This is a genomic window from Pseudomonas sp. IB20 (genome assembly GCF_009707325.1).
Taxonomy (GTDB): domain Bacteria; phylum Pseudomonadota; class Gammaproteobacteria; order Pseudomonadales; family Pseudomonadaceae; genus Aquipseudomonas.
On record NZ_CP046103.1, the window covers coordinates 1,404,440 to 1,422,802 of the forward strand.

General features: G+C 60.5%; 20 protein-coding genes. 14 read left to right on the top strand and 6 right to left on the bottom strand.

The window, feature by feature from the left end; all coding sequences use genetic code 11:
* Positions 1-32: 32 nt before the first annotated feature.
* A complete protein-coding gene (locus tag GJU48_RS06425) occupies positions 33-905 on the bottom strand; it encodes a LysR substrate-binding domain-containing protein (RefSeq protein WP_094951558.1) in 873 nt (290 codons plus the stop codon).
* A gap of 157 nt (positions 906-1,062) precedes the next feature.
* On the opposite strand from GJU48_RS06425, the gene GJU48_RS06430 reads away from it, so the two are divergent.
* The 3 genes from GJU48_RS06430 to ccoM all read left to right on the top strand — a co-directional run bounded on the left by GJU48_RS06430 (position 1,063) and on the right by ccoM (position 2,071).
* The gene (locus GJU48_RS06430; RefSeq protein ID WP_094951559.1) at positions 1,063-1,548 is read left to right on the top strand and encodes a lipocalin-like domain-containing protein; all 486 of its coding nucleotides are present in this window, start codon (positions 1,063-1,065) and stop codon (positions 1,546-1,548) included.
* 101 nt (positions 1,549-1,649) lie between these two features.
* Positions 1,650-1,811: a hypothetical protein gene (locus GJU48_RS24835; protein ID WP_094951560.1), complete on the top strand. Its 162-nt coding sequence runs from the start codon at positions 1,650-1,652 to the stop codon at positions 1,809-1,811.
* Positions 1,812-1,954: 143 nt separating this feature from the next.
* On the top strand, positions 1,955-2,071 hold the full coding sequence (ccoM, locus tag GJU48_RS25455) for a cytochrome c oxidase subunit CcoM (RefSeq protein WP_017137226.1): 117 nt from the start codon (positions 1,955-1,957) through the stop codon (positions 2,069-2,071).
* Between the two features lie 138 nt (positions 2,072-2,209).
* On the opposite strand, the gene GJU48_RS06435 is transcribed toward ccoM, so the two are convergent.
* Entirely contained in the window at positions 2,210-3,685 is a 1,476-nt protein-coding gene (locus GJU48_RS06435; RefSeq protein ID WP_094951561.1) for an inorganic phosphate transporter, read from the bottom strand.
* A 323-nt stretch (positions 3,686-4,008) separates the two neighbouring features.
* On the bottom strand, positions 4,009-4,209 hold the full coding sequence (locus tag GJU48_RS06440; RefSeq protein ID WP_003189295.1) for a hypothetical protein: 201 nt from the start codon (positions 4,207-4,209) through the stop codon (positions 4,009-4,011).
* A gap of 555 nt (positions 4,210-4,764) precedes the next feature.
* Here GJU48_RS06440 and pcaR point away from each other — a divergent pair.
* From pcaR to pcaC, 11 genes are all read left to right on the top strand, one after another.
* Complete coding sequence (pcaR, locus tag GJU48_RS06445) at positions 4,765-5,607, top strand: pca regulon transcriptional regulator PcaR (protein ID WP_025855315.1); 843 nt, start codon at positions 4,765-4,767, stop codon at positions 5,605-5,607.
* Between the two features lie 148 nt (positions 5,608-5,755).
* A complete protein-coding gene (locus GJU48_RS06450) occupies positions 5,756-7,096 on the top strand; it encodes an MFS transporter (RefSeq protein ID WP_094951562.1) in 1,341 nt (446 codons plus the stop codon).
* Between the two features lie 270 nt (positions 7,097-7,366).
* Positions 7,367-8,224 (top strand): CoA transferase subunit A, encoded by an 858-nt coding sequence (locus GJU48_RS06455; RefSeq protein WP_094951563.1) that lies wholly within the window; start codon positions 7,367-7,369, stop codon positions 8,222-8,224.
* Positions 8,224-9,003 (top strand): CoA-transferase subunit beta, encoded by a 780-nt coding sequence (locus GJU48_RS06460; RefSeq protein WP_094951564.1) that lies wholly within the window; start codon positions 8,224-8,226, stop codon positions 9,001-9,003. Before GJU48_RS06455 ends, GJU48_RS06460 begins: the two co-directional genes overlap by 1 nt.
* Complete coding sequence (gene pcaF, locus GJU48_RS06465) at positions 9,000-10,205, top strand: 3-oxoadipyl-CoA thiolase (protein WP_176462959.1); 1,206 nt, start codon at positions 9,000-9,002, stop codon at positions 10,203-10,205. The genes GJU48_RS06460 and pcaF overlap by 4 nt, the downstream gene beginning before the upstream one ends.
* 17 nt (positions 10,206-10,222) lie before the next feature.
* Complete coding sequence (pcaH, locus tag GJU48_RS06470; RefSeq protein WP_094951566.1) at positions 10,223-10,927, top strand: protocatechuate 3,4-dioxygenase subunit beta; 705 nt, start codon at positions 10,223-10,225, stop codon at positions 10,925-10,927.
* Between the two features lies 1 nt (position 10,928).
* Positions 10,929-11,495 (top strand): protocatechuate 3,4-dioxygenase subunit alpha, encoded by a 567-nt coding sequence (gene pcaG / locus GJU48_RS06475; protein WP_094951567.1) that lies wholly within the window; start codon positions 10,929-10,931, stop codon positions 11,493-11,495.
* A gap of 159 nt (positions 11,496-11,654) precedes the next feature.
* On the top strand, positions 11,655-12,950 hold the full coding sequence (locus GJU48_RS06480) for an MFS family transporter (protein ID WP_094951568.1): 1,296 nt from the start codon (positions 11,655-11,657) through the stop codon (positions 12,948-12,950).
* Between the two features lie 10 nt (positions 12,951-12,960).
* Positions 12,961-14,325, top strand: coding sequence for a 3-carboxy-cis,cis-muconate cycloisomerase (locus GJU48_RS06485; RefSeq protein WP_094951569.1), 1,365 nt, complete (start codon positions 12,961-12,963; stop codon positions 14,323-14,325).
* Positions 14,326-14,335: 10 nt separating this feature from the next.
* A complete protein-coding gene (gene pcaD / locus GJU48_RS06490) occupies positions 14,336-15,178 on the top strand; it encodes a 3-oxoadipate enol-lactonase (protein ID WP_256671209.1) in 843 nt (280 codons plus the stop codon).
* A complete protein-coding gene (pcaC, locus tag GJU48_RS06495; RefSeq protein ID WP_094951571.1) occupies positions 15,132-15,530 on the top strand; it encodes a 4-carboxymuconolactone decarboxylase in 399 nt (132 codons plus the stop codon). Before pcaD ends, pcaC begins: the two co-directional genes overlap by 47 nt.
* A gap of 47 nt (positions 15,531-15,577) precedes the next feature.
* On the opposite strand, the gene GJU48_RS06500 is transcribed toward pcaC, so the two are convergent.
* From GJU48_RS06500 to GJU48_RS06510, 3 genes are all read right to left on the bottom strand, one after another.
* Entirely contained in the window at positions 15,578-16,462 is an 885-nt protein-coding gene (locus GJU48_RS06500; RefSeq protein WP_094951572.1) for a polysaccharide deacetylase family protein, read from the bottom strand.
* Between the two features lie 72 nt (positions 16,463-16,534).
* The gene (locus GJU48_RS06505) at positions 16,535-17,785 is read right to left on the bottom strand and encodes an OprD family porin (RefSeq protein ID WP_094951574.1); all 1,251 of its coding nucleotides are present in this window, start codon (positions 17,783-17,785) and stop codon (positions 16,535-16,537) included.
* A gap of 152 nt (positions 17,786-17,937) precedes the next feature.
* The gene (locus GJU48_RS06510; RefSeq protein WP_155295947.1) at positions 17,938-18,162 is read right to left on the bottom strand and encodes a hypothetical protein; all 225 of its coding nucleotides are present in this window, start codon (positions 18,160-18,162) and stop codon (positions 17,938-17,940) included.
* Between the last annotated feature and the right edge of the window lie 201 nt (positions 18,163-18,363).

The following is an 18,363-nucleotide window of genomic DNA, read 5'->3' on the forward strand; positions in this document are numbered from 1 at the left end:
CGGATAGATCTCATCTGACGTATCTAAAAAACTTATGCGTCGCTGCAGGCTTCCTTCAACCACTGGCTGAAGCATTCGGCCGCATCGCTGGCGGGGCCTTGGGGGGCGATCAGCCAGTAGGCGATTTCGCTGTGATAGGGCGGCCAGTCGAAGGCTTCCACCAGGCTGCCGTCCTGCAGCTTGCGTTCGATCAAACAGTGGCGGCCCATGGCGATGCCCTGGCCGGCCACGGCGGCTTCGACCACGATGTTGTAGTCGTGCAGCATCACGCGGGGGTGGCGCTCGAGGTCGACTTGATAATGCGCGGACCAATCGGTCCACTCGAACGGGCGGTGCGAGGTGGCCATCAATAATGCGCCGTTGTGCACTTGGCTGGCCTTGAACGCCGGGCTGCACACCGGCGAGATCACCTCAGGCATCAGCCGCGTGGCCTGTACATCGGGCCAATCACCCTTGCCGTAACGGATGGCCAGGTCGACCTCGGCGGCGGCCACGTTGGCAAACTGAATCGCCGGCAGCAACTCCACCTGGATGTGCGGGTAACGGTTGAGAAACCCGGCCAGGCGCGGCGCCAGCCACAGGGTAGCAAAGGATGCCAGCAGGCCGACGCGAAGCACGGTGGTACTGGGTGCTACTTTCTGGGCGCGGGTGGCGGCGGCGATGGCGTCGAGGGCGGGGCGGATTTCGGCGTAGTAACGTTGGCCATCGGCGGTCAGATCAATCGCTCGGGTGCGTCGGATAAACAGCGGTTTGCCCAGATGCTGTTCGAGTTTTTGCACCTGGTGGCTGAGGGCGCTCTGGGTGACCGACAACTCGTTCGCCGCCTTGATAAAACTCAAGTGCCGCGCCACGGCTTCGAAAGCGCGCAGGGCCAGCAGCGGCGGAAGGTCATTGTGCAGTGCCAACTGAATGCGCCTACAGAAAAGGGGGAAGTTTCGATTTTGGGCGATGTCCTACCTTTTGTCGCCCTCTGATTCTGCTGTCGAAGCTAGTCGATATTTCTTACATCCCCTCGGGCAGTAGTGCGCAAAGCTTTGTGTCTTTTTTTGACACGGTAGAGCGATGAAAAACCCTATGAAGGCAAATGTGATCGGGTTGGCCATGGCTGTCGGCCTTTGCGGGGCCGCAGCAGCGAGTGAATCACCGCTGGTCGGCGCCTGGAAGCTGATCGGTTATCAGGTCGAATCTCAGGAGACCCGTAAGAAAATCCCCGCGATGGGCAGCAGTCCTGCCGGCCGGGTTATTTTTACGGCGGATCATCGGGTGGCGTTCGTGTTGACCGGCGAGGGAAGGCAGGCGGGCTCTACGGACGCGGAAAAATCAGCGCTGTTGAGTACCTTGGTTGCCTACACCGGTATTGAGCGGGTCGAGGGGAACCAATGGTGCACGCAAGTCGATGCTGCCTGGAACCCGGAGTGGGTCGGCACGGTGCAGTGTCGCGACTTTCACATCGAGGGCGACACGCTTGAAGTGCTGACGCCTTGGCGGCAAATGCCGAACTGGCCGGGGATCACGCGTTCCATCATCACGTTTGAGCGCGATAAGTAAGCCAATGGGTGGGGCGCGTTGGGGATTTTTATCCCGGTATTTGCCGTCGGGCGGGGGAGGCCGCATTATTGAGGTATTCCCGCCACTACGTAAGCCAAGCCATGAGTGATGACGACAAGCTGGTCGACCTGAATGCCGAACGTGCCAAACGTGTGCATGACCTGAATGACAAACGCCTGAATGAAGTTCGCCAGGCGTTTGAACAGGCGATGCCACTGGGCAAGGTTAAGAAAAAGTCGAAAAACAAGCCGAAAAAGCGATGAACTGACCTGAATCTGTTGATGCAGGTCAGTTATTGCCCTTCTTTACGCCCCGTTGCGGGCGACATTGATCCCCGTCAATTTTCCACTCGGCCTTCTCCGTTAACTTAGCCCTATCGCAACAGGGCACGAGCAGGAGGCCGGTCATGTTTTTCGATAATGTGGTGTTTGCCGGAGTGTTGACTGTCAGCCTCATGGTGCTGTTTTTTGTAGGATTTGGGATTTTTATCTGGAAGGACGCTAATAAGCGTAAAGAACCGTAAGTTCTTCTGGGTTACATGAGCACGCAAGGCATTTTGGGCGACTTCGGTCGCCCTTTTTTTTGGGCTGCGTTTTTTGTTGTAGCGAGTACATCCCTGGACCCCCAAAGAGATCGCGCCTTCTTTCTCAGCCTCAGCCTATCAGCTACCCAACGCCTTGGAAGCCAGCCAGAACAACCCGGCCGACAGGCCCACAGTCGCCGGCAAGGTCAATACCCAAGCCATCAGAATGGTCTTCACCGTGCCACCTTGCAGGCCGCTTTTGTTCGCAACCATGGTCCCGGCAACACCCGAAGACAACACGTGAGTCGTGGAAACCGGCAGGCTGAAGATGTTGGCCAGGCCGATCATGCACGCCGTGGTGATCTGCGCCGACATGCCCTGGGCATACGTCATCCCTTGCTTGCCGATCTTCTCACCGATGGTCAACACCACGCGCTTCCAGCCCACCATGGTGCCCAGGCCCAAGGCCAGTGCGACCGCGAGGATCACCCAGAACGGCGCGTACTCGGTAGTGGCGGTCAGGTCTTTGCGCAGCTTGTCCAGGTCGGACTTCTCACGCGCATCCAGGCCCGGCAGCTTGCCGACTTTCTTCGCAGTGTCGTCCAGGCACAGCAGGTAGCGGCGCACTTCAATACGGTGATCAGAGGTCAACGAGTGGTAGTCGGAAACCCCTTTCAACGTGTCCATCAGCGCGCTGATGGTTGGCTCCGTCTGCTGCGGGTTGCACCGGAACTTGCCCGGCAGGTCATCCTTAACACTTTTACCCAGTGCCAGGAACTCGCCAAGCGTGGCGTTGTTGCGCTGGTAGAACTGGCTCAAGTGCACGGTGGCGTCACGGGTGCGCTCGATCTGGTAGGTGGTGCTGCCCAGGTCGAGTACGAACTGCGCCGGCACGATACCGATCAACACCAGCATGATCAGGCCGATACCTTTCTGGCCATCGTTGGAGCCGTGCACGAAGCTCACGGCCATCGCCGAAATCACCAGGACCAGGCGGTTCCAGAAGGGCGGGTGCTTCTTGTCGTCGACCTTGCGGCGCTGGTCCGGGGTCTTGTGCATCTTCGACAGCGGGCGCCACCATTTCAGGCCGAGCAGCACCAGGGCTGCGACCAGGAAACCGGCCATCGGCGAGAACACCAGTGACGCGCCGATATCGATCGCTTTCTGCCAGTTCACACCGTCAGCCAGGGGAATATCGTTGATCAGGGCGTTGGCCAGGCCCACGCCGAGGATCGAGCCGATCAGGGTGTGCGAGCTGGAGGCGGGGATACCGAAGTACCAGGTACCCAGGTTCCAGGTGATCGCCGCGGCCAATAAAGAGAAGACCATTGCCAAGCCATGGCCGGTGTTCACATTGATCAGCAACTCCACCGGCAGCAAATGCACGATGGCGTAGGCGACACCCACACCACCGAGCAACACGCCGAGGAAGTTGAACACCCCGGAGAAGAACACGGCCAGATGCGGCGGCATGGCTTTGGTATAGATGACTGTGGCCACCGCGTTAGCGGTGTCATGAAAGCCATTGATGAACTCGAAGGCGAGGACAAAGGCGAGGGCGAGCAACAGGCTCACTAGAACCCAAGCATCCAGTCCGCTGAATAAATCGATCATGAAGGTTTTCTGACCCGTTCGTAAGGGGGCGCGATTATGCCAGAAAACCTCAGTAATCGATGCATTAGCTGCTCATCGGTAACAATCTTCACTGAAAAATCATGACGCACAGGCACGCATCCCAGGGTTTTCGGGGCTTTGGCAAGTCTTTGATTTATAAAGCGAGGTCTCGTAAAGACGGTTTTTTCTGACCGAAATGTGACGTTTGAAACATTTGTACGAAATTTCGCTAGGGGTGGTAGGAGCCTGGCGAAAATCAGGCTGCCCACCACTGGCAATGCGCCAGCAGTGGTGGCAAAACCTTGAAGCCCAAATCGAAGCGCTTATGGCTCTTCTGTTTTGAGTTCCTGTTCAATCTTTTGGATTTCCTGGGCAAATGCCTGATCCAGCAAGCTGGCTCGCTTGCGCCATGGCTTGCGCTCAGGCTCAGGCTGGGCGGCGTAGGTGGTGACTTCCCCGCCGTAAACGTCCTTGTAACGTTGCTCCTGGCGCTCAAGTTCCGCGCGCAGTTCGTCTTTCGTCACAGTGTTACCTAATTGAGTTGAGTTTATAGATTGTGCAGCGTCATGCCTGAAAGCCGTCCTCGGGTTATTTCACATTGAACAGTGCAGCCGTCCAAGTTTGAAAGAGGGGCCGGAGGGCAAAACTTTTAGCGACTACTTGTGACCGACGCTGCATACAGCCCGCAACGTCTGGCGAGCTCTAATCCCGATTGTGGTACCGGGCTGACCTCTGCACACGCTGCATTATAGCGGCGCATTTGAATAACACTATCACCGTGAAGTTAAAAAGCGTCAACGCCGAGTGAGGCTTTTGTTACATGCAGGCGTCAGTCTTTGGAAACGTCAGCGTTTTAAAATCTGTACTCTTCTAAATGTCAGCATGATTACTCCAACTTATTCACTTGATAAATCCTACGGCGCGGGTGAAAACGTGACGTGTCGCGCAAATTGCGATAATCGAATGATCGTCCGATAATCGCCCAATGTTGCCGGCCCCGCCTTGTACATCAATGTCTGCGCGGCTTGTAATAGCGGCCAACCCTCCCAGCGGTTGAAAATAAGAGAAAGGACCCTGAAATGAACGATCAATTGCGCAACTCCTTCGCGTCAGTGGCGCCGCCGATCGTGGCTTCCCCGGCCAAGCGCATCCAGGCGTTTACCGGTGATCCGGACTTCATGACCTCCCTGGCCCGTGGCCTGGCCGTGGTGCAGGCCTTTCAGGAGCGCAAGCGCCACCTGACCATCGCCCAAATCAGCCACCGCACCGAAATCCCCCGCGCCGCCGTGCGCCGTTGCCTGCACACCTTGATCAAGCTCGGTTACGCCACCACCGATGGGCGTACGTACTCGCTGTTGCCCAAAGTCCTGACCTTGGGCCATGCCTACCTATCCTCCACGCCCTTGGCGGTCTCAGCCCAGCCGTACCTGGACCGCATGAGCGAACAACTGCACGAAGCCTGCAACATGGCGACCCTGGAAGGCGACGACATTCTCTATATCGCCCGTTCCGCCACCACCCAGCGCCTGATTTCCGTGGACCTGTCGGTGGGCGGGCGCTTGCCGGCGTATTGCACGTCGATGGGCCGTATCCTGCTCGCGGCGTTGGACGATGCCTCGCTGCAGGACTACCTCGATCACGCTGACCTGCAAACCAAGACCAGCCGCACCCTGACCACCCCCGAAGCCTTGTTCGAATGCCTGCAACAAGTGCGTCAGCAAGGTTGGTGCATCGTCGACCAGGAACTGGAGCAGGGCCTGCGCTCCATCGCCGTGCCGGTGTACGACGCGTCCGGCCAGGTGTTGGCCGCGCTGAATGTCAGTACCCACGCGGGAAGGGTCAGTCGCAGTGAGCTTGAGCAACGTTTCCTGCCGAGCATGCTCAGCGCCAGCCGCGAGTTGAGTGCGCAGCTGTTTGCCTAAGTGTTCGGTGACCGCACAGATCCCGGCTTGATCAATTGACGGTGATTCCCCTGGCTTATTAATGTGCGGCAGCGCTGTTAGCGCCGCCCAATAATAAGTAATGACGACCTCAGGTCGTCAGCCCGCCATCGGTGTGGAAATAAAAATAATGAATCAACCCTCTGTCGGTACCAACCTGGACGTGCAGTCCTTTATCAATGCCCAGCCACTGTCGCGTTATCAGTGGCGCGTGGTGATCCTGTGTTTCCTCATCGTCTTCCTCGACGGCCTCGACACCGCGGCCATGGGCTTTATCGCCCCCGCGCTGTCCCAGGATTGGGGCATTGACCGCGCCAGTCTCGGCCCGGTGATGAGTGCCGCGTTGATCGGCATGGTGTTCGGCGCGCTGGGTTCCGGACCGCTGGCTGACCGCTTCGGGCGCAAAGTGGTGTTGGTGAGTGCGGTGTTGGTGTTTGGCGCGTTCAGCCTGGCCTCGGCCTACAGCACTAACGTCGACCAGTTGCTGGTATTGCGCTTTCTCACGGGGCTGGGCCTGGGCGCGGGCATGCCGAATGCCACCACGCTGCTGTCCGAATACACCCCTGAGCGCCACAAATCGTTGCTGGTGACCAGCATGTTCTGCGGTTTCAACCTGGGCATGGCCGGTGGCGGGTTTATTTCCGCCAAGCTGATCCCGGCGTTCGGCTGGCACAGCCTGCTGCTGATCGGTGGCATCCTGCCGTTGATCCTGACGGTGGTGCTGTTGGTGTGGCTGCCGGAGTCGGCGCGTTACCTGGTGGTGCGCAACCGCGGCACCGACAAAGTGCGCAAGACCTTGTCACCCATCGAGCCCAACCTCGTCGCCCAAGCCACCAGCTTCAGCGTGCCCGAGCAAAAAACCGTCAAGGCGCGCAACGTGTTTGCGGTGATCTTCTCCGGTACCTACAGCGCCGGCACCTTATTGCTGTGGCTCACCTACTTCATGGGCCTGGTGATTGTGTACCTGCTGACCAGTTGGTTGCCGACCCTGATGCGCGACAGCGGCGCCAGCATGGAGCAGGCCGCGTTTATCGGTGCGTTGTTCCAGTTCGGCGGTGTGCTGAGTGCGGTCGGCGTGGGCTGGGCGATGGACCGCTTCAATCCGCACAAAGTCATCGGCACGTTTTACCTGCTGGCCGGGGTGTTTGCCTACGCCGTAGGGCAGAGCCTGGGCAATATCACGGTACTGGCGACCTTGGTGTTGGTGGCCGGCATGTGCGTCAACGGCGCGCAATCGGCGATGCCGTCCCTGGCCGCGCGCTTCTACCCGACCCAGGGCCGCGCTACCGGTGTGTCGTGGATGCTCGGCATCGGCCGCTTCGGCGCGATCCTGGGTGCGTGGATGGGCGCGACGTTGCTGGGCCTGGGCTGGAACTTCGAGCAAGTGCTGACTGCACTGGTGATTCCAGCCGCATTGGCCACGGCAGCCGTGTTGATCAAAGGCATGGTCAGCCATGCGGATGCGACCTGAGGCCTGACCCCATTTTGTGGGCGGCGCTGCAGACGACTCGGCCCAACAGGTAAATCGAGTTGATGCAATCGCAGGCAAGCCAGCTCCCACATTGTCCGTGCCCAGTTGAGTTGACGGTTTTGCACAAAAGATTAGCTAGACAACAATCTGTTCGATAATCGAACACTTAGTCGATTATCGGATTGTTCGACCCATTGCCCCGGCTTAATCTTCAAGCACTTCGGCGCCACCTCAGCGCCTTTTTCGATCAACACCGGGAGCCCAACCCCCATGGCTGAAATTCTTGCGCTGCGTGACGCGGTGAAGCAATTCGTGAATGACGGCGACACCGTCGCACTGGAAGGCTTCACCCATTTGATCCCTACGGCAGCGGGTCATGAAATCATTCGTCAGGGCAAGAAAGACCTGACGCTGGTGCGTATGACGCCCGACCTGGTCTACGACCAGTTGATCGGTGCCGGCTGCGCGCGCAAGTTGATTTTCTCCTGGGGCGGCAACCCCGGCGTGGGCTCTTTGCATCGCCTGCGTGATGCGGTGGAAAAACACTGGCCGCAACCGTTGGAGATCGAAGAGCACAGCCACGCCGACCTGGCGAATGCCTACGTTGCCGGTGCATCGGGCCTGCCGTTCGCCGTGCTGCGCGCCTACGCCGGTTCCGACCTGCCCAAGGTCAACCCGCTGATCAAGACCGTGACCTGCCCATTCACCGGCGAAGTGCTGGCGGCAGTGCCGTCGGTGCGCCCGGACGTCACCGTGATCCACGCACAGAAGGCCGACCGCAAGGGCAACGTGTTGCTCTGGGGCATTCTCGGTGTGCAGAAGGAAGCGGCGTTGGCGGCCAAGCGCTGCATCGTCACCGTCGAAGAAATCGTCGACGACCTGAATGCACCGATGAACAGCTGCGTGCTGCCGACCTGGGCGCTGACGGCGGTGTGCCATGTACCCGGTGGCGCACACCCGTCCTACGCCCACGGCTACAACGAGCGTGATAACCGCTTCTACCAGGCGTGGGACCCGATCGCCCGCGACCGTGGGACCTTTACCGCCTGGATCGACGAATACATCCACGGCACCGCCGACTTCAGTGAATTCCAGGCCAAGCTGGCCGCCGCGCAGGAGGCCAAGTAATGGCTTACTCGACCAATGAAATGATGACCGTCGCCGCCGCGCGCCGCCTCAAGAACGGCTCGGTGTGCTTCGTCGGCATCGGCTTGCCCTCCAAGGCCGCCAACTTGGCGCGCCTGACCTCATCGCCCGATGTGGTGCTGATCTACGAGTCCGGCCCGATTGGTGCCAAGCCCAGCGTACTGCCGTTGTCCATCGGCGACGGTGAGCTGGCGGAAACCGCTGACACCGTGGTGCCGACCGGTGAGATTTTTCGCTACTGGCTGCAGGGCGGGCGCATCGACGTGGGCTTTCTCGGCGCGGCCCAGGTCGACCGGTTCGGCAATATCAACACCACCGTGGTTGGCGATTACCATCAGCCCAAAGTGCGCTTGCCGGGTGCCGGCGGCGCGCCGGAGATTGCCGGCTCGGCCAAGAGCGTGCTGATCATCCTTAAGCAGTCGGCGCGTTCGTTTGTCGACAAACTGGACTTCATCACCTCGGTCGGCCACGGCGAAGGCGGCGATTCACGTAAACGCTTGGGCCTGCCGGGCGCAGGTCCCGTAGGGATTATTACCGACCTGTGCATCATGGAGCCGGAAGAGGGCAGCCATGAATTCGTGGTCACCGCGCTGCACCCTGGCGTGACGCGCGAGCAAGTGGTCGCGGCCACCGGTTGGGCAATTCGGTTTGCAGACCACGTAAGCACCACCGACGAACCGACGGACGTCGAACTGACGGCCCTGCGTGATCTCGAAGCCCGCACCGCCGCCGCCCATGGCCAAGCGCCAGGAGACGCCTGATGCGTGACGTATTTATCTGTGATGCCATCCGCACGCCCATCGGCCGGTTTGGCGGTGGTTTGTCCACGGTGCGCGCCGATGACTTGGCGGCACTGCCGATCAAGGCGCTGATCGAACGTAACCCGTCTGTGGACTGGAGCGCCGTCGACGAAGTGTTCCTCGGTTGTGCCAACCAGGCCGGTGAAGACAACCGCAACGTCGCGCGGATGGCGCTGTTGCTGGCGGGCCTGCCGCAAAGCATTCCCGGGGTGACCCTCAACCGTCTGTGCGCCTCGGGCATGGACGCCATCGGCACCGCCTTCCGCGCTATCGCCAGCGGCGAAATGGAGCTGGCGATTGCCGGTGGCGTCGAGTCGATGTCCCGTGCGCCGTTTGTGATGGGCAAGGCCGACGCAGCGTTTTCACGCAACATGACGCTGGAAGACACCACCATCGGCTGGCGTTTTATCAACCCGTTGATGAAGGCCCAATACGGTGTGGATGCCATGCCGCAGACCGCCGATAACGTCGCCGACGACTACAACGTGTCCCGCGCCGACCAAGACGCCTTCGCGCTGCGTAGCCAGCAACGGACTGCCGCCGCGCAAGCCGCCGGGTTCTTTGCCGAAGAAATTGTGCCGGTGCGCGTCGCGCATAAAAAAGGCGAGACCGTGGTCGAGCAGGATGAGCATCCGCGCGCCGACACCACTCTGCAAGCTCTGGCTAAACTCAAGCCGGTGAATGGCCCAGACAAGACTGTCACTGCTGGTAATGCTTCCGGCGTGAACGATGGTGCGGCGGCACTGATACTGGCCAGCGCCGACGCGGTAAAGAAACATGGCCTGACCGCCCGCGCCCGTGTGCTGGGTATGGCCAGTGCCGGTGTCGCGCCGCGAGTGATGGGCATCGGCCCGGTGCCGGCGGTGCGCAAACTGGTGGAACGCCTCGGCCTGGCGGTCACCGACTTTGATGTCATCGAACTCAATGAAGCCTTCGCCAGCCAAGGCCTCGCGGTGCTGCGTGAGTTGGGCATCGCCGACGACGCCCCGCAGGTGAACCCGAACGGCGGCGCCATTGCCCTCGGCCATCCGCTGGGCATGAGCGGCGCACGGCTGGTATTGACGGCACTGCACCAACTGGAAAAAACCGGCGGCCGCAAAGGCCTGGCGACTATGTGTGTGGGCGTCGGCCAAGGCTTGGCCCTGGCGATTGAACGCATCTAATAAGAGAGGATTGCTCCATGAGTGACAAGCCCGGATATCGGCGCCCGCAAGCGGGCACTCAACCTGATTACCTGCACCCGGCCTACCAGTCGACGAACCTGCGTTCGCCGTCCCAGCCGTTGGTGTTCCTGCCGCATTCCTTGTCGGAAATCACCGGCCCGAGCATCGGCGCCGAGCGCGTCAATGAGCAGGACAATGACCTGACCGCCCAGCATGAAGGCGAGCCTGTGGGCGAACGCATCATCATTCACGGCCGCGTGCTGGATGAGAATGGCCTGCCGGTGCCGGGCATTCTGGTGGAGATCTGGCAGGCCAACGCCGCCGGCCGCTACAACCACAAGCGCGACCTGCATGACGCGCCGCTGGACCCAAACTTCACCGGCACCGGCCGCACCGTGACCGACGCCGATGGCGGGTATCAGTTCCAGACCATCAAGCCCGGCGCCTACCCGTGGGGCAACCACCACAATGCGTGGCGCCCGGCGCATATCCATTTTTCGCTGTTCGGCCCAAGCGTGCTGACCCGCCTGGTCACGCAGATGTACTTCCCCGGCGACCCGCTGTTGGAATACGACCCGATCTACAACTGTGTGCCGGACACCTCGGCCAAGCAGCGCCTGATCGCCAGCTTCGACCTGGAAAAAACCATTCCTTCCTATGCCCTCGGCTACCGCTGGGACATCGTCCTGCGCGGCCGCGACGCCACGCCGATGGAGAAATGAGATGACACTCTATGCGACCACGTCCCACACCGTCGGGCCGTATTACCACATCGGCCTGACCTGGCTGAACCGCGAAGACCTGACCGTGCCTGCGACCTTGGGCGAGCGCGTGGCGATCAGCGGGCAAGTGGTGGATGGCAACGGTGATGTCGTCAACGACGCCATGCTCGAAGTCTGGCAGGCCAACGCCGCCGGCAAATACGACCACCCGGAAGATGAACAGGACAAAGCCGTCGACCCCAACTTCGAAGGCTTTGGCCGCGTGCCGGTGGATGCCGAAGGGCGTTTTCGCTTTACCACCATCAAGCCGGGCAGCGTGCCAGGGCTGGCGGGGACGACCCAGGCGCCGCATCTGGTGGTGTTGGTGTTTGCGCGTGGGTTGGTGAAGCACTTGCTGACGCGGATTTATTTTGACGGTGAGGCGTTGAACGCGGATGACCCGTTGTTGGCGTGTGTGCCTGCTGAGCGGCGCAGCACGTTGATTGCCAAGACGGATGCAGGCGGTGTGTATCAGTGGAATGTGGTTTTGCAGGGCACAGATAAGGAAACGGTGTTCTTCGACTATTGAGTTGGCTTGAGATCTGATCGTTCCCATGCTCTGTGTGGGAAGCAGAGGCATCCCACGCGGAGCGTGGGAACGATCATCAAATATCGAAAAGTCTGCTTGCGGAACATGGTTGTTGCAAAGTATGTCTAGGCTATAACCGTTTCCACTGAGTGAAAAAACATGACAACAAAAACGATTCACTACACCGGAGAAGAACGCAGCAAACGGATTTTTGCCATTGTCGGCGCATCCTCCGGCAACCTCGTCGAGTGGTTCGACTTCTATGTCTATGCCTTCTGCGCGATCTATTTTGCCCCGGCATTTTTTCCGTCGGAGAGCCCCACCGTACAACTGCTCAGCACCGCCGGGGTGTTCGCTGCCGGTTTCCTGATGCGACCTATTGGCAGCTGGGTGTTCGGCAGTTTGGCCGACAAGCACGGCCGAAAAAATTCGATGATGATCTCGGTGCTGATGATGTGCGCCGGCTCGCTGGTTATTGCGTTTTTGCCGACCTACAAAGACATCGGGATCTGGGCACCTGCGCTGCTGTTGGTGGCGCGCCTGTTTCAGGGTTTGTCGGTGGGCGGCGAGTACGGCACCACCGCCACCTATATGAGTGAGGTGGCCCTCAAGGGCCAGCGCGGGTTCTTTGCCTCGTTCCAGTACGTGACCTTGATCGGCGGGCAATTGCTCGCGGTGCTGGTGGTGGTGATCCTGCAGCAATTCCTCAGCGAAGATGAACTGCGCGCCTGGGGCTGGCGGATTCCGTTTGTGGTCGGTGCCGTCGCAGCGCTCATCTCTCTACTGCTGCGCCGCACCTTGAAAGAGACCACCACCAAGGAAATGCGTGAGCACAAAGACGCCGGTAGCATTCGCGCATTGCTGCGCAACCACACGGCAGCCTTTATCACGGTGCTGGGTTACACCGCGGGTGGCTCGCTGATTTTCTACACATTCACCACTTACATGCAGAAGTACCTGGTGAACACGGCCGGGATGCATGCCAAGACGGCCAGCTACATCATGACCGGCGCGCTGTTCCTGTACATGTGCATGCAGCCTTTGTTCGGCATGTTGGCGGACAAGATCGGCCGGCGTAATTCCATGTTGTGGTTCGGCGCGCTCGGCACCCTGTGCACCGTGCCGATCCTGCTGACCTTGAAAACCGTCAGCAGCCCGTTCCTGGCCTTTGTGCTGATCACCCTGGCCTTGGCGATTGTCAGCTTCTACACCTCCATCAGCGGCCTGGTCAAAGCGGAAATGTTCCCGCCGCAGGTGCGTGCGTTGGGCGTGGGCCTGGCCTATGCGGTGGCGAATGCGGTGTTTGGTGGTTCGGCAGAAGTCGTCGCGCTGAGCCTCAAATCCATCGGCCTGGAAAACGCCTTCTATTGGTATGTCACCGTGATGATGGCGGTGGCCTTCCTGTTTAGCTTGCGCCTGCCGAAAGAGGCGGCGTACTTGCACCACGATTTGTAAGGGATGAGTTATGACACTGCGCACGAGCAACCAATTGTTCGACGCTTACTTCACCGCTGACAGCATGGCTGAGGTGTTCTGCGACCAGGGACGCCTGCAGGGCATGCTGGATTTCGAAGCGGGGCTGGCCCGGGCCGAGTCCCAGGTCGGGTTGATTCCGCAGGCCGCCGTCGCTCCGATTGCTCAGGCGTGCCTGGCGTCTTTGTACGACGTGGATGCCCTCGGCGTGGCGATTGCCACGGCAGGCAACTCGGCGATTCCGCTGGTGAAGGCGCTGGGCAAGTTGATCGCCAGTGAAGATGCCGGCGCCGAACGTTACGTGCACTTGGGTGCGACCAGCCAGGACGTGATGGATACCGGCTTGGTGCTGCAATTACGGCGTGCTTTGGAATTGATCGAAGCGGACTTGGCGCAGCTGGGCGAGATTCTCGCTGCGCAGGCCCAACGTTATGCCGGCGTGCCGTTGGCCGGGCGCACGTGGTTGCAGCACGCGACGCCGGTCACCCTGGGAATGAAAATCGCCGGTTGGCTGGGGGCGGTGACGCGCAGTCGCCAGCGCCTTGCCGAGTTGAAACCGCGCTTGCTGGTGCTGCAATTCGGCGGCGCATCCGGCACCTTGGCGGCGCTGGGCGAACACGCTATGCCGGTGGCCGAAGCTTTGGCGGCTGAGTTGCAACTGAGCTTGCCCGAGCAACCCTGGCACACCCAACGGGATCGATTGGTGGAATTTGCCAGCGTGCTCGGCCTGATCGCCGGCAGCCTCGGCAAGGTGGGCCGCGATATCAGCCTGCTGATGCAGACCGAAGCGGCGGAAGTGTTCGAGCCTTCGGCGCCAGGCAAGGGCGGTTCGTCGACTATGCCGCACAAGCGCAACCCGGTGGGCGCCGCGGTGCTGATTAGCGCCGCCACCCGTGTGCCAGGGTTGGTGGCGACGATGTTCAGCGCCATGCCTCAGGAGCACGAGCGTAGCCTGGGCCTGTGGCACGCGGAATGGGAAACCTTGCCGCAGATTTGCCGGTTGGTGTCCGGCGCCTTGAAGCACGCGCTGGTGGTGAGCGAAGGGCTGGAAGTCGACGCTGAGCGCATGGCGCACAATCTCGATCTGACCCAAGGCCTGGTGCTGGCCGAAGCCGTCAGTATCGTGCTGGCCCAGCGCCTGGGCCGCGACACCGCGCACCATCTGTTGGAGCAATGTTGCAAGCGCGCCGTCGCAGAGGGCCGCCATTTGCGCGCGGTACTCGCGGACGAACCGCACGTGACCGCCGAGCTATCAGCGGCTGAATTGGATCGCCTGCTTGACCCGGCGCACTACCTGGGCCAGGCACACACTTGGGTCACTCGCGCGGTGACCGACCATTTTGCATTGATCGCGTAAGGAGAACGCTGTGGCTTTTGTACAACTCGCCGAGGGCGAACTGCATTACCAACTGGATGGGCCTGTGGAAGCGCCGGTACTGGTGCTCTCCAACTCCCTGGGCACCGATCTGCATATGTGGGACATCCAGATCCCGGCGTTCACCGAGCATTTTCGCGTGTTGCGTTTCGACACCCGTGGCCATGGTAAATCCCTGGTGACCGAGGGGCCGTACAGCATCGAGCAACTGGGCCACGACGTGATTGCGCTGCTGGATGCGCTGGATATTCAACGCGCGCATTTCTGCGGGCTGTCCATGGGCGGCTTGATCGGCCAATGGTTGGGCATCAATGCCGGTGAGCGTTTGCAGCGGCTGGTGGTGTGCAACACCGCGGCCAAGATTGGCACACTGGATGTGTGGAACCCGCGTATCGAGACGGTCCTGCGCGATGGCGCGGCGGCCATGGTGGCGCTGCGTGACGCGTCTATAGCACGTTGGTTCACCGCCGATTTCGCTGCTGCCAACCCGCACCAGGCCAAGCAGATTACCGACATGCTTGCGGCCACATCGCCCCAGGGGTATGCCGCCAACTGCGCAGCGGTGCGTGATGCCGATTTTCGTGAGCAACTGGCCTCGATCAAAGTGCCGACACTGGTGATTGCCGGCACTGAAGATGCCGTCACGCCGCCGGCCGGTGGTCACTTTATCCAGAACAACGTGAAGGGTGCCGAATACGCTGAGTTTTACGCGGCGCACCTGTCCAACGTCCAGGCCGGGGCTGAGTTCAGCGAGCGTGAGGTATATCTAATTGAACCAGGAGCTTTTTGTGGACGAGAAACGACGTTACGCCGACGGCCTGCAAGTGCGCCGTGAAGTGCTGGGTGATGCCCATGTCGACCGCAGCCTCAATGCCTTGACCGAGTTCAACAGCGAGTTCCAGGAAATGATCACCCGCCACGCCTGGGGTGATATCTGGACCCGCCCCGGCCTGCCTCGTCACACCCGCAGCCTGATCACCATCGCCATGCTGATCGGCATGAACCGCAGTGAAGAACTCAAGCTGCACCTGCGTGCCGCCGCGAGCAATGGCGTGACCCGCGCCGAGATCAAGGAAGTGCTGATGCAGAGCGCGATCTACTGCGGGATTCCGGCGGCGAACGCGACGTTTCACCTGGCGGAGTCGGTGTGGGATGAGTTGGGCGTGGAGTCGCGTCAGCAAGATTGAACCTGAAATGCGCTCAACTGTAGGCGCCTGATCATGGGCCTGCTGGATCAGCGAGAATCCGCATCCCATATCCAGTTCCACACACCCGGCAAGTGCACCTCTTCACTCACATCCTTCACCGTACGCGCCATTGCTGCGCGTTCCAGTGTGGCGTGGTCGGTGTAGAACGGCTCGGCGGCGGTTTTCATGCCGTTGATGCGGGCGCTGTCCATCAGGATCTGCAAGTACTCCTGCAAGTGCCGCGCGGTGTAGCGGTTGATATCGTGGAAGGTCACCACCACCGGTATCACGCCATCCACCGTAGGCAGTTCACCCAAGGCTATGCGTTCGCGCACCACCGACAGTTGCCGATACAAATTCGCCCGTCGACGCGGGCTGCCGTTGAAACCCCAGATTTTGCCGTCATTGGCACTCAAATCTGTCAGCAATACGTGCATCCCGTGGCGCTGGTAGGCGGCGAAGGTGCGTCTGTCGTAGTTCCAAAAGGGCGGGCGCACCAGCGTGGGCGGCGCGCCAGTGATCGAGGTGATATCCGCCGCGCCCAGGCTGAGGGCGCGTTCAAGTTCGGCATCACTGAGCCAGCGGTGATTGGTATGAAACCCTGTGGCCGTGTGGAAGGCCAGGACGTGCCCGGCCGCGTACTCGCGTTCCATGGTCTTGCGCCCGCGCGCGCTGCCGCCGGAACGGGACGCTGCGGTCTGCAGGAAAAACACCGCCTTGATGCTCGGCAATACCGGGTTTTTCGCCAGGTCGGCGATCACCGAGCGGCTCGGGTTGTTGTAGCCCGAGGCGCTGGGGCCGTCATCAAACGTCAGCAGGAAACGGATCGGCGCTTGGGTTTGCAGGCGTTGTGCGGTCTGCGGAGTCAGGGCAATGGGCGCGCTGATGCAGCCGGTGAGCAGAGTCGACAGAATGACAATCAGGTATTTCATGGCAGCCTGGGTTCAGGCATTTTGAGGCTGTATGAATATAGCCCTGTTATGGCGACTGATGTTTTAGTGGTGTTAAAGCAGCGAAATAGGATAGCTGACGATCAAGCGGTTTTCGTCGAACTCGTTGTTACTGTAGTCGCGGCGCATGCTGGAATTACGCCAGCGCACGTTCAAGTCCCTGAGCGCGCCGCTCTGCACCGTGTAGCCCAATTCGCTCTCGCGGCCCCACTCCTTGCCGTCGGTGACGGTGCCTGTGTGCACGTTGCTGCCGCTGATATAGCGGTTCATCAAGGTCAGGCCGGGTATGCCGAGGGCGGCGAAATTGTAGTCGTGGCGCACCTGCCAGGATTTTTCCTGGGCGTTGTCGTAGCTGGAGTTGTAACTGTCGTTGGCCAGGGTGCCGCCGCTGGTGCCGTTGACGCGCATCCAGGCGTTGTTGCCGGTGAGTTTTTGCAGGCCGACGTAGAAGGTGTTGCCACCATAGCGGGCGGAGAACAAGCCGGACAAAGTCTTGTTATCCAAGTCACCCGCGCGAGCGCTGCCGTCGTCTTTGCCGTAGAAGAACCCAAGGTTGGCGCCCAGGGTCCAGTCGCCCACAGGCTGGCTGTGGGTCAGGTTGACGAATTGCTGGCGGTAGATGTCCTTGAGTTGGGCATTCCACAGGCCGATCTGGGTGCGTTTGTCGTTGAACGCGTACTCGCCGCCCTGGAAGTTGAAGCGGTCGGAGGTGAAGGCGGTTTTACCGACCATCGACATGTCCGTCATGCTGCTGTCGTCGCGCGGGCTGTTGGCGCGGAACTGGCCGCCGTAAAGGGTCAGGCCGGCGATTTCCTTGGAGGTGATCTGCCCGCCGCGCAAGGTTTGCGGCAGGGAGCGGCCATCGTCGGAACGCAGGATCGGCAGCACCGGCATCCACTCGCCGACCTTGACTTCGGTCTTGGAGATCCGCGCTTTGAACGCCACACCGAGGCGTCCGAACTCATCCGCCGGGCGGCCATCGTGGTCCAGCGGCAACAGCTGGGTGCCGCCGGTGCCACGCCCGCCATCCAGTTTCAGCGAGTACAACCCCAGCACATCCACACCGAAACCCACGGTGCCCTGGGTAAAGCCGGATTTGGCGTCGAAGATGAAACTTTGCGTCCACTCCTGTGCGCCGCCCTGGGCTTTGGTCGGATTGGTGTAATTGCGGTTGAAGAAGAAGTTGCGCAGGTTGAGGTTGGCGCTGGCGTCTTCGAGAAAGCCGTGTTCTTCGGCGACGACGGGCATGGCAAGACTGGCGACAGCAGTCGCCAGCAGCAGCCGGCGCGGGTTGAAAGTGCTCATGGTGTAGGACCTGTTGTTATTGGGGTTATGCAGGTGCCGGCCATGTTGCTTGGCAGTGTGGGTGCGATGAAAGTGGGGAGAGGCGGGTTGTGGGCGATGATCGAACGCAAGTTGGCGGGCCTGTGCATTGCGCTCAGGCCCGGTGCGCAGGGTCAGCGTTTGGACCAATCGAAGTGGGTCCAGGGCACGGCGGGCAAGTAGTGCTGGGCGGCAATAATCACCGCCACCATGACCACCAGGAACACGGCTTGCAGCGGGCTCCAGAACGCCCAGTGCAAACCGTTCAGCCCTGGTTCGAAAAATGAACTGACCCTTGAAGCGGGCAAGCTCCAGCTTGAACCGAGGCAGACATACCCCATCGGTCCAAAACTGCCCATAAAGGCCAGCTTTGGGTGGGAGGGCTATATCGAGTACCTCCCGCCGGACTACTCGGGGAGTTTGAGTATCGAAGACATCTCTGAGGACGAGAATGGCAAGATTGGTTTGACTGTGAGTTTCTCTCTCTATTATGGCGAGGAAATGGAGGTCAAGTTCTCGACGCTTAAGTTGAGTACATGAACCCATTTTGAGGGTGAAAA

Excerpts from the sequence above, each read along its gene's own strand:
- GJU48_RS06500 (WP_094951572.1), bottom strand. The coding sequence starts at position 16,462 with ATGAAATACCTGATTGTCATTCTGTCGACTCTGCTCACCGGCTGCATC.
- pcaG (WP_094951567.1), top strand. The coding sequence starts at position 10,929 with ATGACACTCTATGCGACCACGTCCCACACCGTCGGGCCGTATTACCAC.
- GJU48_RS06450 (WP_094951562.1), top strand. The coding sequence starts at position 5,756 with ATGAATCAACCCTCTGTCGGTACCAACCTGGACGTGCAGTCCTTTATC.
- GJU48_RS06485 (WP_094951569.1), top strand. The coding sequence starts at position 12,961 with ATGACACTGCGCACGAGCAACCAATTGTTCGACGCTTACTTCACCGCT.
- ccoM (WP_017137226.1), top strand. The coding sequence starts at position 1,955 with ATGTTTTTCGATAATGTGGTGTTTGCCGGAGTGTTGACTGTCAGCCTC.
- GJU48_RS06505 (WP_094951574.1), bottom strand. The coding sequence starts at position 17,785 with ATGAGCACTTTCAACCCGCGCCGGCTGCTGCTGGCGACTGCTGTCGCC.
- GJU48_RS06435 (WP_094951561.1), bottom strand. The coding sequence starts at position 3,685 with ATGATCGATTTATTCAGCGGACTGGATGCTTGGGTTCTAGTGAGCCTG.
- GJU48_RS06430 (WP_094951559.1), top strand. The coding sequence starts at position 1,063 with ATGAAAAACCCTATGAAGGCAAATGTGATCGGGTTGGCCATGGCTGTC.
- pcaR (WP_025855315.1), top strand. The coding sequence starts at position 4,765 with ATGAACGATCAATTGCGCAACTCCTTCGCGTCAGTGGCGCCGCCGATC.
- GJU48_RS06460 (WP_094951564.1), top strand. The coding sequence starts at position 8,224 with ATGGCTTACTCGACCAATGAAATGATGACCGTCGCCGCCGCGCGCCGC.
- GJU48_RS06510 (WP_155295947.1), bottom strand. The coding sequence starts at position 18,162 with ATGGGCAGTTTTGGACCGATGGGGTATGTCTGCCTCGGTTCAAGCTGG.
- GJU48_RS06455 (WP_094951563.1), top strand. The coding sequence starts at position 7,367 with ATGGCTGAAATTCTTGCGCTGCGTGACGCGGTGAAGCAATTCGTGAAT.
- GJU48_RS24835 (WP_094951560.1), top strand. The coding sequence starts at position 1,650 with ATGAGTGATGACGACAAGCTGGTCGACCTGAATGCCGAACGTGCCAAA.
- pcaH (WP_094951566.1), top strand. The coding sequence starts at position 10,223 with ATGAGTGACAAGCCCGGATATCGGCGCCCGCAAGCGGGCACTCAACCT.
- GJU48_RS06480 (WP_094951568.1), top strand. The coding sequence starts at position 11,655 with ATGACAACAAAAACGATTCACTACACCGGAGAAGAACGCAGCAAACGG.